Raw genomic sequence first — 13,738 nt, 5'->3', positions numbered from 1 at the left:
GCCCGGGGGGGGTCCGGGGGCCCCCCCCCCCCCGGCCCCGGTACTCGCCGTTCCCCGTCCCCACGGGAGAGGCGAGTGACGGGGCCGCTGCCGCTGGGGCGGCCCCGGGACTGGCCGGTGGGCTGGGTACGTCAGGCCGCCCACCGGATCGTGCTTCGCTTCACCCGCGGTAGGCGGGTTCGGCCTGTGGCTGTCCGGCCGGCACCTCGTCGGTGGCGTGCTTGCGCATGAGGGCCTCGCCCTCGACGTCGATGTCGGGCAGCAGCCGGTCCAACCAGCGCGGCAGGCGCCAGGCGCGGTCGCCCAGCAGGGCGAGGACCGCGGGGACGATGGCCATGCGGACGACGAAGGCGTCGAAGAGGACCGCGACGGCCAGACCGAAACCGATCACCTTGATCATGGACTCGGCGGATCCGATGAATCCGGAGAAGACCGCCATCATGATCAGGGCGGCGGCGACCACCACCCGGGAGCTGGAGCGGAAGCCGGAGACGATGGCCTGACCGGGCCGCTCCCCGTGGACGTGGGCCTCGCGGATGCGGGAGACGAGGAAGACCTCGTAGTCCATGGCCAGGCCGAAGACGATGCCCACCAGGAAAATCGGCATCATGCTCATGATCGGGCCGGTCTGCTCGATACCGAGGAGGCCGGCGCCCCAGCCGTGCTGGAAGACCATGACCACCGCGCCCAGGGCGGCCAGCACGGAGAGCAGGTAGCCCAGCGCCGCCTTGAGCGGGACGAGGATGGAGCGGAAGACCAGCAGCAGGAGCACGATGGCCAGACCCACCACGGTGATCAGGTAGGGCACCAGCGCCGACTGGAACTTCTGCGCGAAGTCGATGTTCGCCGCGGTGCTGCCGGTGATCTCGTACGTCGCTCCGACCCGCTCCTCGACAGCCGGCCGGTCGCTGCGAATGGTCTTCACCAGGTCGATCGTGGCCGCGTCGGTGGGAGCGGTGGAGGGCGTGGCGGTGATGATGGCCGCGTCGCGGGCCTGGTTGAACTGGGCCGGGGAGACGGACACGATTCCGTCGGTGGCGGCGATCTCCTGGGAGATGGTGCTCACCGCGGCCTCGGGGTCGTCACTGTCCTTGGTGTCGACCACGACGGTCAGCGGGCCGTTGAAGCCGGGGCCGAAGCCCTCGGCCAGGGCGTCGTAGGCGCGGCGTTCGGTCGTGGAGGTGGGCTTGGCCTCGTCACCGGGCATGCCCAGTTGGAGACCGGTCGCGGGGAGGGCCAGCGCGCCCAGGCCGACCACGCCCAGCAGCAGCACGGGAAGGGGGCGGCGCACCACGAGGCGGGCCCAGCGGCTGCCGTGGTTGTCGACCGTGCCGCCGTGGTCGCGCCCGGGGCTTCCGAAGCGGCCTCCCCTGGCGGCCTTGCGGGTCCGGCGGGCGAGGACGGCCTTGGGCCAGAAGCCCAGCAGGGCCGGGACCAGGGTGAGGCAGATCAGGACGGCGACGACGACGGCGCCGGCGGCGCTGAGGCCCATCTTGGTGAGCATCGGGATGCCCACCACGGACAGTCCGGCGAGAGCGATGACCACGGTCAGACCGGCGAAGACCACGGCCGATCCGGCGGTGCCGACGGCGAGTGCGGCGGCTTCCTGCGGAGCGTGTCCCTTGTCGCGCTCCTCGCGGTAGCGGGAGACGACGAACAGGGCGTAGTCGATGCCGCAGGCCAGTCCAAGCATGGAGGCGAGCGTGCCGGTGGTCAGCGAGAGTCCGAAGGTGCTGCCCAGGGCGATGATGCCGGCCATGCTGATGCCGACGCCGATGATCGCGGTCAGCAGCGGCAGTCCGGCGGCGGCCAGGGAGCCGAAGGTGACCAGCAGGACCACCGCGGCCACCAGCAGGCCGATCACCTCGGCCGAACCGCCCGCCGCGGGCTGGGTGGCCAGGGCGTTGCCGCCGACCTCGACGGTCAGACCGGTGTCCCTGGCCTGGTCGACGGCCTGCTCCAGGTGCTCCTTGCTCCCGTCGGTCAGATCCGCCGCCTTCACCTCGAAGGTCACGGTGGAGTACGCGGTGGAGCCGTCCTCGCTGACCGCCTTCGCCTGGAAGGGGTCGACGGCGCGTACCACCTGCGAGCCGTCGGCGGCTTCGTCGACGAGCTTCTCGATGGCCGCCTTGTTCTCCGTGGCGGTGACCTTCTCCCCGTCGGGCGCGACGAAGACGAGCCGGGCGCTGGCGCCCTCGGCACCTGAGCCCGGGAAACGCTCGTCCATCAGGTCGAACGCCTTCTGCGACTCCAGGCCCGGCATGGCGAACCCGTCATCGGGAGCGGAGGGCGCCTTGGCGGCGGCCAAGCCCACGGCACCCAGCACGGCCACCCAGACGAGGGTCACGAGCCAACGCCGCCGGAAGGCCATGCGGCCGACTTGATACAGGAAAGTTGCCATGGCGGGGAGAGAACCTCCACATCAGCGGAACGGAGCAGGAACCAGGGCGGTCCCTGGCGTCCGCTGTGGCGGACGCCGAGGTGGCGTGCCCTGGTGTGCTCTCCACGATCCCGTCCGGCGACTGCCACGACGAGGGAGTGCTCTCCCGAACCGATGGTGTAGCGGGCTCCACCATCGCGCAGGTCACCCGGCCGAGCGCGGGTCCTTCAGATACCTGAGGACCGCCAGCACCCTGCGGTGACCGCTGTCGCTGGGCGGCAGACCGAGCTTGAGGAACACGTTGCCGATGTGCTTGCTCACCGCGCGTTCCGTCACGACCAGGGTCTCGGCGATGGTGGTGTTGTCGTGTCCTTCCGCCATCAGCTTCAGCACCTCGCGTTCGCGCGGGGTCAGCGAGTCCAGCGGTGAGTCACGGCGGCGGGTGAGCAGCTCGGTGACGACCTCGGGGTCCAGGGCCGTGCCGCCGGCCGCGACCCGTTCCAGTGCGTCGAGGAACTCGTCCACGCGTCCGACGCGGTCCTTGAGCAGGTATCCGAGGCCGCTGCTGCCGCCGCTCAGCAGCTCGGCGGCGTAGGACTCCTCGACGTACTGCGAGAGCACCAGTACGGGAAGGCCCGGAATCCGCTCACGGGCAGCGAGCGCCGCGCGCAGTCCCTCGTCCCGGAAGGTCGGCGGCATGCGCACATCGAGTACGGCGACGTCCGGCCGGTGTTCCAGCAGGGCGGGCAGGATCTCCGGCCCGGTGCCGGCGACGGCCGCGACCTCGTGTCCTGAGGAGGTGAGCAGGAGCACCAGACCTTCCCGCAGAAGGGCGTTGTCTTCGGCGATCACCACACGCAAGGGAGCTCCACGGCCACGACTGTCGGTCCTCCTTCGGGACTGGTCACCGTCACCGTACCGTCCAGCGCGGCGACCCGGCGACGGATGCCGAGCAGCCCGGAGCCGCTCGTCTCGTCCGCGCCGCCCTCACCTTCGTCCCGCACGGTCACCCGCAGACCGGTGCGCGTCCGCTCCAGCCGGACGGACGCACGAGACGAGCCGCTGTGCTTCGCGGCGTTGGTCAGGGCCTCGGCCACCGCGAAGTACGCGGCCGCCTCCACCGCCGCGGGCGCCCGGGGCCCGTCGTCGGCCAGGCCATCGGTGTCGACGGTCACGTCGAGTCCGCTGCCGGCCGCCAGCGCCCGCACCGCTCCGGCCAGGCCCCGGTCAGAAAGGATCGGGGGATGGATGTTCCGTACCACGTGACGCAGTTCGGCCAGGGCCTGCTGTGCCTGTTCCTGCGCTTCGTCGAGGAGCTTGCGGGCCGTCTCGGGTGCGCTGTCGTAGGCGCGGCGGGCGAGTCCCAGCCGCATGGACAAGGACACGAGGTGGGCTTGTGTTCCGTCGTGCAGGTCGCGCTCGATGCGTCGGAGTTCCGCCGCGTGCGCGGCGACGGCGCCCGCTCTGGTCTGGGTCAGCTCGTCGACACGGGCCGCCAGCAGTGCCTGCGGAAAGGGCTTGAGCAGGGACGCCGACCATGCGGCCTCCAGGTCCGCGAGCCGGCTGATCAACGGCAGGACGACCGGGCGCCGTCGCAGCAGGCCGCACCACACTCCGTCGGCCACCAGGCCGAGCGGCCACAGGGCGAGCGTCAGCAGGCCCATCCAGCCGTAGAGGTAGAAGGCCGCCATCCAGAGCAGGTCGGAGCGGGTCCCGGGGTCGCGCAGTGCCGTGCGCAGGCGCTGGCGGAGACGGCCGGTGATCGGCTGGTACGCCTGCGGGATCTCCTGCCCCGTCCACATGGCGACCAGGTGTCGTTTCGCGCCGGCGATGCGTCGGATCAGGAGCACCGTCTCGGGGATCAGCCAGACACCCACGACGATCAAGGAACCGGCCACGGTGACGCAGACGACGCAGACGAACAGGCACATGGCGAACACCATCGCCACCGATCTGCCCAGGTGGACAGTGGCCCGCGCGGCCTGAACGATCGCTTTCCACATATCGCTCAGATTAGGCGGACGGGGCACACCGGGCGGGGGAGCCCGCTCCCCTATGAGGGTGTAGCGGGCTACACCCTCAGTCGCGAGCGGTGGTCCTGGTACGGAGCACTTCGTCCATGGACTGGTGCCGCCAGCGGCGCAGGAGTTCGTGGAAGGCCACGGCGCCGTGCGGGTAGGCGGTCGGGCCGTTGGGGCGGCCGCGCCCTTCCCTGTTGTAGTAGCCGGGGGTGCACTCGGCGTGGAACCACTCGTGGTCGGGAGCGTCCTGCGCCAGGGTGGCGAGCCAGGCGTCCTCGGCCTCGCGGGACGGTTCGATGAGGGCGCCCTTGGCCTCGGCGGCCGCGACGAGGGCGGCGGCGTGCACGGCCTGCTCGTCCAGGATGTGCGTGAAGTTGACGCTGCTGGCGTTCTGCAGCGAACCCATCTGGAGCAGGTTCGGGAAGCCGTTGCTGGTGAAGCCGTGCAGGGTGCGGACGCCGTGCCGTGCCCACGCGTCGAGCAACTGGATTCCTCCCCGGCCGCGGACGGGCAGCTTGCCGGAGTGAATGCCGGAAACGCCGACGGAGAAGCCGGTGGCGAAGATCAGGCAGTCGAGTTCGTACTCGGTGTCGCCGACCACGACGCCGCGCTCGGTCATCCGCTCGATGCCGTGGGTGTCGGCGGTGTCGACGAGGGTGACGTTGTCCCGGTTGAACGCCTGGAGGTACAGGTCGGAGAAGGTGGGGCGCTTGCACGCGTACCGGTACCAGGGCTTGAGCTTCTCCGCCGTGTCCGGGTCGGCGACGATCTCCTCGACGCGGGCGCGGATCTCGTTCATCTTGGCGGCGTCCGCGATCTCGTAGGCCGCCTCGAAGGCCGCCCGGTCGCCCTGCCGCCGGAAGCTGGGCAGGAGCTTCTCCAGCAGTCCGGCCGACGCCGTCCACCGGTCCGCGACGAGGTCCTCCTCGGCGCCCTCGCCGGAGACGATGCGCAGGAAGTTGTCGCGGCGTTCCCGTGCCCAGCCGTCGTGGTCGGCGCCCACGTCACCGGCGGTGGTGCGGCGGTTGGCGCGCACGTCGACGCTGGAGGGGGTGCGCTGGAAGACGTAGAGGTGCTTGGCGTCCTCGGCCAGCATCGGGACGACCTGGACGCCGGTGGCGCCGGTTCCCACGACGCCGACGCGCTTGTCCGCGAGGCCGGTCAGGCCGCCGTCCGGGGTGCCGCCGGTGTAGGCGTAGTCCCAGCGCGAGGTGTGGAAGGTGTGGCCCTCGAACGTCTCGATGCCGGGGATGCCGGGCAGCTTCAGTTCGGTCAGGGTGCCGGTGGCGGTGATGACGTAGGTGGCCCGGAACTTGTCGCCCCGGTCTGTCGCGACGATCCACGCCTCTGCAGTGTCGTCCCAGGTCAGTGAGGTGACCGCCGTGGAGAACAGGGTGTCCGCGTAGAGGTCGAACTTCTCGGCGATCCGTACCGCGTGCCGGCGGATCTCCTCACCCGGGGCGTACTTCCACTCCGGCACGTACCCGGTCTCGTCGAGCAGGGGCAGGTACACGTGCGACTCGATGTCGCAGTGGATGCCCGGGTACCGGTTCCAGTACCACGTCCCGCCGAAGTCACCGCCCTTCTCGATGACGCGGACCCGCTGGACACCCCGCTGGCGCAGTCGCGCCCCGGCGAGGATGCCGCCGAATCCGCCACCGACGACGGCGACGTCCACGCGGTCGCGCACCGGTTCGCGCTCGGCCACCTCTCCGACGTACGGGTCGGCGGCGTAGTAGCCGAACTCGGCGTCGGCGCCGAGGTACTGCCGGGTGCCGTCGGGGCGCACCCGTCGCTCCCGTTCCGCCCGGTAACGCTCGCGGAGCCCGGCGAGCGCCTCGGGAGTCAGCTCCTGTGAATGGGTCATGTGGGGGGACCTTTTCCTTCCGGTTCGCCGCCAGGGCCGCCAGGGGGTGATGACGCCCATGAACTGATCGGTAAGTCATGGGACTTGAGCGGTCATGCACTACCCTAACCACAACCGGACATCATTGTCCGGTCGGGGCGGATGTGCTTCCGCGCACCTCGGAACAGGAAGAGCGACTCACATGCGACGACTCCCGACCCGGTCCTTCGCCGGGCTCGCCGTGACGGGACTGCTGGCCCTCACAGGGTGCGGTACGGAAGTGAGCGGTACCCCCGCCGACAGAGGCGCCGGCGCGGACCGGGCCCTGCGTGCCCAGAAGGTCATGCGGCTGACGACGGTGCACGAGCAGACCGGGATGACGCTGCTGGAAGGCCCGGTCTTCGACGAGGACGGCAAGCTGCTCGTCGTGGACGTCACCGCGCCCGCCGGCGAGGCGAAGGTGCTGCGCGTCGACGTCGGGAAGAAGACGGCGCGCAAGGTGTACACCGACGACCGGGGGGCCTACACCTCGGCCCAGTTCAGCCCGTACGACGGACGCCTCTACCTGACCGACTTCTCCCACGGCGACATCGTGAGTCTGGCCCCGGACGGCGGCGATCCGCGGACCTTCTTCTCCGGCGAGGTCGACGGAGCCCGGATGAACCCCGACGACCTCGCCTTCGACCGGGAGGGCAACCTGTATGTCAGCGACTCGCGCGGCATGTCCGAGGGCGAGGCGAAGGGCCGCGTGGTGCGGATCGACCGCGAGGGGAGGAAGGCCACCGTCCTGGCGGACGGACTGGCCTCCCCGAACGGCATCTCGTTCGACGCCGACCACCGCGGTCTGTGGTTCAGCGAACTGACGCAGAACCGCATCTCCTACCTCCTCCTGGACGGCAAGGGAGGAGTCGCTTCGCGGCACACCGCCATCCGGGTCGACGGCGGCATCGCGCAGACCGACTCGATCGCCGTGGACGCGGACGGCAACCTGTACCAGGCCCTGCACGGGCGGCCCGCGATGGCGGTGTACAGCAAGCACGGTGAACGCCTGGCCACCGTCGAGGTCCCGGCCCGCGAGGCCGAAGGGCTCGAATCGGCGACCAACGTGGCCATCACCCCCGGCGGGACCAAGGCGTACATGACCGTCAGCGGACCCGACGGCGGCTTCCTGTACTCCTTCGACGCGCTGGCGGAGGGTGTCCGCCAATCCAACGGCGGCTGACGTCCCTCACTCCTCGAAGGGTCGCACCGGCCCCACCTCGACACCGAGCAGCCGCCAGGCCGCAAGTGCCCGGCGCTCCCGCTGCTCCCGGGTGGGGCCGGTGACGGCACCGGAGACCATGCCGACGGCGATCATCAGGTCGTCCGGCTCCGCGGCGAGCGGATGGCCGGCGGGCAGAAGCCGGCGCAGGGCACGTTCGATCCGCTGGGACAGCGCCACCGCATAGGCGGGGGTGCCGGAGTGACTGGCCACGCCGTCGGCGTGCAGGACGCCGACGAAAGCGGTCGACTCCGTCTGGTGCCAGGTCAGCACGCCCAGGACCCGGGGCAGGTCCGCACCGTCCGCCGCCGCTGCCCGCTCGATCTGCCGGACGTTCTCCTCCAGGACGGCGAGCGCCAGGGCGGCCCGGTCGGGGAAGTGCCGGTACAACACGCCCTGGCCGACGCCGGCCCGGCGTGCGATGGCCGACAGCGGAGTGTCCAGACCGTGCTCCGCGTAGATCTCCCGGGCCGCGGCGACGAGGGCGGCTCGGTTGCGAGCGGCGGCCTTCGGGCCGCCGCTGGCGGGCCGCCGCTCGTCGGACCTGGGCTGCTGTGTCATTCCGGGAGAATACCGGCCGGGCGCTCGGACGCGACCAGGCGGACGTCGGCGAACAGGACATGGTCCCGTGCCCCGGCCGTCCGCGAACCGCACACGCGGTCAGTCCTTGACCGCCGCGAGTGCGGCCTCGGCCTTCCTGCGGTAGTTCGCCAGCTTTTCCGCCGGGGCGACCGCCACCTGCTTGCTCCGGGGCTTCACGGACACGTCGTGGCCCTCGGCTGCCCTGCGGAGCGCGCCCACCGTCGCCCGGTCGCGTGGGATGTGCGCGAACGGGTCGAAGGAGTACCAGCGCATCGCGTTCTGGTGGGTCATCTTGTCGATCTCGGCGTCCGGCACGTCGTTCGCCGTGAGGACCTCGTGCAATTCCTCCGGCGCGTTCGGCCACATGGAGTCGCTGTGCGGGTAGTCCGCCTCCCAGCAGATGTTGTCCACGCCGATGTCATGACGCAGCTTCACCCCGACGGGGTCGGAGATGAAGCAGGTGAGGAAGTGCTCGCGGAAGACCTCCGAGGGCAGCTTCCCGCCGAAGTCCTGAAGCGTCCAGGTGGCGTGCATCTCGAAGGTGCGGTCGATCCGGTCGAGGAAGTACGGGATCCAGCCGGTGCCGCCCTCGGACAGTGCGATCCTGACCGTGGGGTACTCCTTGAGGACCCGGGACCAGATCAGGTCGGCGGCGGCCTGGACCAGATTGATCGGCTGGAGGGTGATCATGACGTCCGGCGGGGCGTCGGGAGCGGTGATGGCGAGGCGTCCGGAGGAGCCGATGTGCAGGTTCATCACCGTCCCGCAGTCGGTGAGGGCACGCCACACCGGGTCCCAGTACTCGGAGTGGAAGCTGGGGTAGCCGAGCGGGACCGGGTTCTCGGGGAAGGTCAGCGAGTGACAGCCCTTCTCGGCGACCCGCCGGATCTCCTGGGCGCACAGTTCGGCGTCCCAGATCGCCGGGAGTGCCATCGGGATGAACCGGCCGGGGTGGGCCCCGCACCACTCGTCGATGTGCCAGTCGTTGTAGGCGCGCACGAGGGCGAGGGAGAAGTCGGAGTCCTCGGTGGCGAACATGCGGGCGGAGAAGCCGGGGAAGGAGGGGAAGTTCATCTGGGCCAGGACGCCGCCGGCGTTCATGTCGGCGACCCGCTCGTCGACGTCGTAGCAGCCGGGCCGGATCTCGTCCAGGCCCTGCGGCTCCATGCCGTACTCCTCCTTGGGACGCCCGGCGACCGCGTTGAGCGCGACGTTGCCGACCGTGTTGTCCCGGAACTGCCAGACGTCGGTGCCGTCGTCGCGGTGGACCAGGCGCGGGGCGTCCTTCTTGTAGCGGTCCGGCAGGTGGTTGGCGAAGAGGTCCGGCGGCTCGATGATGTGGTCGTCGACGCTGATCAGGATCATGTCGTCGCGGTCCATGAGGGCTCTCCTTGGGCTCGGGGATGGGATCAGTCCGAGGCGGGCAGCGCCTTGGGTGCCTTGACGGTCAACGGCTCGCCGCCGTAGGTGAGGTGGCCGGAACCGGACGCGGTGCACAGGAGCTCCAGGGTGTCGGCGGCGTCCACGTACCGCTTGCCGATGAGCGTGGCCGGGGGGCCCTCGGCCGCAGCCGGTGCGGGCGCCTGGGCGGCGGGGAGCATGGGGCTGCCGCCGCATTCGATGGGGCCGGCCGCCTGCTGCGGGGCCCGGATGACGATCACCCGGGTGGTGTCGGTGGCGGAGGCGAGCTGATCACCGGGGCGCGGGGTCGGTACGGGGGGCGCCATTGCGCTGGTCTCCTTCCGGTTGCGGGGCGTTCGCGGGCGTACGGGCGAGCCGCTCGCCCAGCAGCTCCAGGTCGTAGGACTGGCGTGCCAGCCAGAAGCGCAGGAAGCCGGTGAGCGAGTAGCGCAGGAAGAGCGCAGCGCCCACCACCGCGGCCGTGATCCCGCCCAGCCCGATGGCCAGGGCGTCGCCCTGGGCGAGGGAGTTGTCGGTGCCGTGGGCGAGGGGGAAGGCGACCGCGCCGAGCAGGAGTCCGGCGGCCATGAGAAGTCCGCCGAGGCGCAGCCAGAGGGCCGCACGTGCGGCCGCGGGGTCGGGGACCTTCAGTTCGGCGAGCCGGCGGACGAAGCGTTGTGCGGGTGGCTCGGGGGCGGGGCTGGACGTCATGGGGCGCTCCCCAGGTAGTAGGAGGAGAGTTCGGCGTGCAGGGAGTCGTCGGGGTGCCCCTGCCACGGGATGCGCCCGCGGGTGAGGACGGCGGCGTGGTGGGCGATGCGCAGGACGGCGGCGGCGAACTGCTCGACGATCAGGACCGCGACGCCCTCCCGGGCGATCTCGGCGACGCGTTCGTACAGGTCCGCCACGACCCGGGGGGCCAGTCCCATGGACAGTTCGTCGAGCAGCAGGACGGCGGGGTCGGTGGTGAGTCCGCGGGCCAGGGCGAGCATCTGCTGCTCGCCGCCGGAGAGGGTGCCGGCGGGCTGGGTGCGCCGCTCGGCGAGGACGGGGAAGCGGGCGTAGGCGGCGTCCTCGATCTCCTCCCGGGTGCGGCCGGTGAAGGTCATCATCCAGAGGTTGTCCCGCACGGACAGGTTGGGGAACACGCCCCGTCCCTCGGGGACGAGGCAGACACCGGCCCGCGCCAGGTCGCCGGCCCGGGCGCCGGTGACGTCCCGGCCGCCGAGGCGGAGCCGGCCACCGCTGGGCGGGTGGACCCCGGCGGCGACCTTCAGCGTCGTGGTCTTCCCCGCCCCGTTGGGGCCCAGCAGGGCCACGATCCGGCCCGCGTCGACCCTGATGTCCACGCCGTGCAGGACGGTGATGCCGTCGTAGGCGGCGTTGACCCCGCTCAGTTCGAGGAGCGGTGTCCCGGTGGCGCTCATGGCCGCTCCTTCCCCAGATAGGCCGTGAGGACCGTCTCGTCGTGGCGGATCCGGGCGGGCGGACCGCTGGCGACGACGGTGCCGAGGTTCAGGACGTGCACCTCGTCGCAGACCGTCATCACCAGGCTCATGTCGTGTTCGACGAGGAGCACGGCGGTGCCCTCCGCCGCGAGTGTGCGCAGCAGTGCGGCGAAGCGTCCGGTCTCCTCCGCGTCCTGCCCCGCCGCAGGCTCGTCGAGCAGCAGCACCTTCGGATCCAGCACCAGGGCGCGGGCGACCTCGACGAGCCGGGCCGCGCCGGTGGGCAGGGCGTCGCAGGGCGCGTCGGCCAGGTCCGTCAGGCCCAGGCGTGCCAGCACCCGGTCAGCCGTGCGGGCCGCGTGCCGCCGCCCGGGGCCGAGTTCGGCGGCGACGAGGAGGTTGTCGCGCACGGTGAGCCGGCCGAACAGTTCCAGGTGCTGGAACGTGCGGGACAGACCGCGCCGCGCCCGGCGGGCGGGGTCCTCGCCGGTGATGTCCTGACCGTCGAGCAGGACGCGGCCGGTCCGTGGCCGGCGCAGGCCGGAGATGACGTCGAACAGGGTGCTCTTGCCCGCGCCGTTGGGTCCGATGAGTCCCGTGACCCGGCCGGCTTCCGCGCTCACGGACACCGAGTCCAGCGCGCGGCGGCCTCCGAAGGAGACGCTCACCTCCTCAGTACGCAGCAGTGGCACGGCGCAGCACCTCCCCGTCCTCGGCCCGCCAGGGCCGGCGGATGCCCCACCACTCCACGGGGACGTCGGCGGGCGGGCGGCCACGCGCGGACGCGCGGGCGTTGAGCGCCACCGCGGCCACCAGCGCCACGGCGAGGGTCAGGCCGTCGTGGACCGGGCCGGTGGCGGCGAGGATCCAGCACAGGGCGAGCACGCCGAGCAGCGCGGGGAACAGCGTCCGGTCGTCGGCGAGCCTTCTCCACTCGGCGTGCATGCGGGGTACGACGCCGGCCGGGCTGTGCGCGAGCCCCATGCCGGCGAGTGCGATGAGGAGCGCCGACACGTCGTGCGCCCAGGGGCCGAGGTGGCCGAGCAACTGGGCCGGGACGACGAAGGCGATCCCGACGAACAGGCCCGTTCCCACGGCTCCGAGCCCGCCGATGACCGCGATGAGGAAGAGCGGCAGGCCGGCGACGAGGCTGAACTGCTCGGCGGTGACGGTCTGCAGTTGCATGCCGTAGAGGGCACCGCCGAGCCCGGCGATGCCGGCCGACAGGGCGAAGACCGCCACCTTGGCGCCGAGCGGACGCCCGCCGAGGGTGGCGTAGGCGGCCTCGCTGTCGCGCAGGGCGATCAGCCGGCGGCCGAACCGTCCGCGCCGCAACGCCGCGACGGCGAGCGAGACGAGCGCCAGGCAGCAGGCGGCGAGGAGGAGCAGCTCGGACGGTGAGGTCAGGCGCAGGCCGAACAGGTCGGGGCCGGTGACCGGAACGGACCCCTGGTCGAACAGGGTGATGCGGACGCCGAACACCTCGAAGGCGGGCAGGGTGAAGACCCAGCGGTCCAGGATCACGGCGAAGGCGGCGGTGCCGAGCGCCAGGTACACGCCGGACAGGCGCAGCGCGGGCAGGGCGACGACGGCGCCCGCCACCGCCGCTGTCAGTACGGCGACGGGCAGCGCCCACAGCTCGCCGTGTGCCCCCAGGTGGCCCCAGGCCACCGCGCCGATCCCCGCGATGGACAGCTGGCACAGCGAGACCTGCCCGGTGAAGCCGGCCAGCGGCACGAAGGACAGGGCGATGACACCGAGGGAGAAGACCGTGCCGTAGGAGACGACCCCGTCCTCGGTCAGGACGGTGACCAGCACCAGTGCGAGGAGCAGGATGCTCCCGGCGAAGACGAGGCTGCCGCGTGCCGTGGGCAGGGGTACGCGGACCAGCCGCCGGTCGCGTCCGCGCAGCCGGCGGTGCGGGAAGGCGAGGAGCGCCAGGAGGAGCAGCAGCGCCGGGGCGGCCAGGCGCAGGCCCGGCAGGTAGTCGTTCCGCGGCAGGTACCCGGCGAGGTACGCCTCCAGCAGGCCGACGACCACCGCGCCGAGGAAGGTGAGCGGCAGGCTGCGCAGTCTGCCGAAGACGGCGGCGGTGTAGGCGCTGACGATGAGCAGGGAGAGCTGCTGGGCGTCGAGGGCGACGGTGGGTGCGATGAGGACGCCGCCGACGGCGGCGAGCTGGATGCCGAGGATCCAGGCGAGGCGGCCGGCCCGCAGCGGGTCGGCGCCGGTCAGCCCGGCGAGGGCTCGGTCGTCGACCGAGGCGCGCATCTCGGTGCCGGCCCGGGTGCGGTGCAGCAGGAACCACAGGGCCGCGGCCACGGCGACCGCGACGGCCACGGTGACGGCCTGGTGCCAGGTCATGGTGGCGGGGCCGAGGCGGATCGCCGGCCGGTCGGCGAGGAACGGGGTCAGCGGGCGGGCGGTGTCGGGGTCCCAGACCCAGCGGGCCAGCGCAATGCATCCGGTGAGCAGGGCCACCGTCATCACGAGACGCTCGGCCTCGCCGAGGGCCTGGACCGGGCGCATCAGCACCCGCTCCACGACCAGGCCGAAGGCGGGTGCGAGGACGAGCAGCACGGCGGCGAGGGCGAGCGGGACCGGCCACCCCCAGCCGACGGCGAGCTGCCAGTAGGAGAAGGCGGCCAGCATGCCGGCCGCGCCGTGGGCGAAGTTGAAGACGCCCGCCGTGGTGTGGGTGAGTACCAGGCCGCTGCCGATCACGGCGTAGATCGCGGCGGTGCTCAGGCCCACCACCGTGAAGGCCAGGAACTGATCCATGCCTGGAAACTAGCTTCT

Annotated in this window: 12 protein-coding genes; 1 reads left to right on the top strand and 11 read right to left on the bottom strand. The window is 71.9% G+C overall.

Going from position 1 to position 13,738, the window contains the following annotated elements; translation table 11 throughout:
- Window positions 1–160: 160 nt before the first annotated feature.
- From ABZ340_RS18110 to ABZ340_RS18095, 4 genes are all read right to left on the bottom strand, one after another.
- On the bottom strand, window positions 161–2,401 hold the full coding sequence (locus tag ABZ340_RS18110; RefSeq protein WP_358782756.1) for an MMPL family transporter: 2,241 nt from the start codon (window positions 2,399–2,401) through the stop codon (window positions 161–163).
- Between the two features lie 183 nt (window positions 2,402–2,584).
- The gene (locus ABZ340_RS18105) at window positions 2,585–3,241 is read right to left on the bottom strand and encodes a response regulator transcription factor (RefSeq protein WP_358782755.1); all 657 of its coding nucleotides are present in this window, start codon (window positions 3,239–3,241) and stop codon (window positions 2,585–2,587) included.
- Window positions 3,229–4,383: a histidine kinase gene (locus ABZ340_RS18100; protein ID WP_358782754.1), complete on the bottom strand. Its 1,155-nt coding sequence runs from the start codon at window positions 4,381–4,383 to the stop codon at window positions 3,229–3,231. Before ABZ340_RS18100 ends, ABZ340_RS18105 begins: the two co-directional genes overlap by 13 nt.
- 76 nt (window positions 4,384–4,459) lie before the next feature.
- Window positions 4,460–6,268 carry an NAD(P)/FAD-dependent oxidoreductase gene (locus ABZ340_RS18095; RefSeq protein WP_358782753.1) on the bottom strand — a complete coding sequence of 603 codons (1,809 nt, stop codon included), beginning with the start codon at window positions 6,266–6,268 and terminating at the stop codon, window positions 4,460–4,462.
- Between the two features lie 181 nt (window positions 6,269–6,449).
- Between ABZ340_RS18095 and ABZ340_RS18090 the strand changes: the two genes are divergently transcribed.
- Window positions 6,450–7,469, top strand: coding sequence for an SMP-30/gluconolactonase/LRE family protein (locus ABZ340_RS18090; protein WP_358782752.1), 1,020 nt, complete (start codon window positions 6,450–6,452; stop codon window positions 7,467–7,469).
- A 6-nt stretch (window positions 7,470–7,475) separates the two neighbouring features.
- On the opposite strand, the gene ABZ340_RS18085 is transcribed toward ABZ340_RS18090, so the two are convergent.
- The 7 genes from ABZ340_RS18085 to ABZ340_RS18055 all read right to left on the bottom strand — a co-directional run bounded on the left by ABZ340_RS18085 (window position 7,476) and on the right by ABZ340_RS18055 (window position 13,720).
- A complete protein-coding gene (locus ABZ340_RS18085; RefSeq protein ID WP_358782751.1) occupies window positions 7,476–8,069 on the bottom strand; it encodes a helix-turn-helix domain-containing protein in 594 nt (197 codons plus the stop codon).
- A 99-nt stretch (window positions 8,070–8,168) separates the two neighbouring features.
- Window positions 8,169–9,470: an amidohydrolase family protein gene (locus ABZ340_RS18080; protein ID WP_358782750.1), complete on the bottom strand. Its 1,302-nt coding sequence runs from the start codon at window positions 9,468–9,470 to the stop codon at window positions 8,169–8,171.
- A gap of 29 nt (window positions 9,471–9,499) precedes the next feature.
- Window positions 9,500–9,817 carry a hypothetical protein gene (locus tag ABZ340_RS18075; protein ID WP_358782749.1) on the bottom strand — a complete coding sequence of 106 codons (318 nt, stop codon included), beginning with the start codon at window positions 9,815–9,817 and terminating at the stop codon, window positions 9,500–9,502.
- The gene (locus tag ABZ340_RS18070; RefSeq protein ID WP_358782748.1) at window positions 9,783–10,202 is read right to left on the bottom strand and encodes a hypothetical protein; all 420 of its coding nucleotides are present in this window, start codon (window positions 10,200–10,202) and stop codon (window positions 9,783–9,785) included. The genes ABZ340_RS18075 and ABZ340_RS18070 overlap by 35 nt, the downstream gene beginning before the upstream one ends.
- A complete protein-coding gene (locus ABZ340_RS18065) occupies window positions 10,199–10,918 on the bottom strand; it encodes an ABC transporter ATP-binding protein (RefSeq protein WP_358782747.1) in 720 nt (239 codons plus the stop codon). Before ABZ340_RS18065 ends, ABZ340_RS18070 begins: the two co-directional genes overlap by 4 nt.
- Window positions 10,915–11,631, bottom strand: coding sequence for an ABC transporter ATP-binding protein (locus ABZ340_RS18060; protein WP_358782746.1), 717 nt, complete (start codon window positions 11,629–11,631; stop codon window positions 10,915–10,917). The genes ABZ340_RS18065 and ABZ340_RS18060 overlap by 4 nt, the downstream gene beginning before the upstream one ends.
- Complete coding sequence (locus ABZ340_RS18055) at window positions 11,612–13,720, bottom strand: ABC transporter permease (RefSeq protein ID WP_358782745.1); 2,109 nt, start codon at window positions 13,718–13,720, stop codon at window positions 11,612–11,614. The genes ABZ340_RS18060 and ABZ340_RS18055 overlap by 20 nt, the downstream gene beginning before the upstream one ends.
- Window positions 13,721–13,738: the final 18 nt, after the last annotated feature.

The organism is Streptomyces sp. NPDC006134, assembly GCF_040628835.1.
GTDB lineage: Bacteria > Actinomycetota > Actinomycetes > Streptomycetales > Streptomycetaceae > Streptomyces.
This window is presented reverse-complemented; position numbering and strand designations above follow the sequence as displayed.

Excerpts from the sequence above, each read along its gene's own strand:
- ABZ340_RS18110 (WP_358782756.1), bottom strand. The coding sequence starts at position 2,401 with ATGGCAACTTTCCTGTATCAAGTCGGCCGCATGGCCTTCCGGCGGCGT.
- ABZ340_RS18100 (WP_358782754.1), bottom strand. The coding sequence starts at position 4,383 with ATGTGGAAAGCGATCGTTCAGGCCGCGCGGGCCACTGTCCACCTGGGC.
- ABZ340_RS18095 (WP_358782753.1), bottom strand. The coding sequence starts at position 6,268 with ATGACCCATTCACAGGAGCTGACTCCCGAGGCGCTCGCCGGGCTCCGC.
- ABZ340_RS18090 (WP_358782752.1), top strand. The coding sequence starts at position 6,450 with ATGCGACGACTCCCGACCCGGTCCTTCGCCGGGCTCGCCGTGACGGGA.
- ABZ340_RS18085 (WP_358782751.1), bottom strand. The coding sequence starts at position 8,069 with ATGACACAGCAGCCCAGGTCCGACGAGCGGCGGCCCGCCAGCGGCGGC.
- ABZ340_RS18080 (WP_358782750.1), bottom strand. The coding sequence starts at position 9,470 with ATGGACCGCGACGACATGATCCTGATCAGCGTCGACGACCACATCATC.
- ABZ340_RS18075 (WP_358782749.1), bottom strand. The coding sequence starts at position 9,817 with ATGGCGCCCCCCGTACCGACCCCGCGCCCCGGTGATCAGCTCGCCTCC.
- ABZ340_RS18070 (WP_358782748.1), bottom strand. The coding sequence starts at position 10,202 with ATGACGTCCAGCCCCGCCCCCGAGCCACCCGCACAACGCTTCGTCCGC.
- ABZ340_RS18065 (WP_358782747.1), bottom strand. The coding sequence starts at position 10,918 with ATGAGCGCCACCGGGACACCGCTCCTCGAACTGAGCGGGGTCAACGCC.
- ABZ340_RS18055 (WP_358782745.1), bottom strand. The coding sequence starts at position 13,720 with ATGGATCAGTTCCTGGCCTTCACGGTGGTGGGCCTGAGCACCGCCGCG.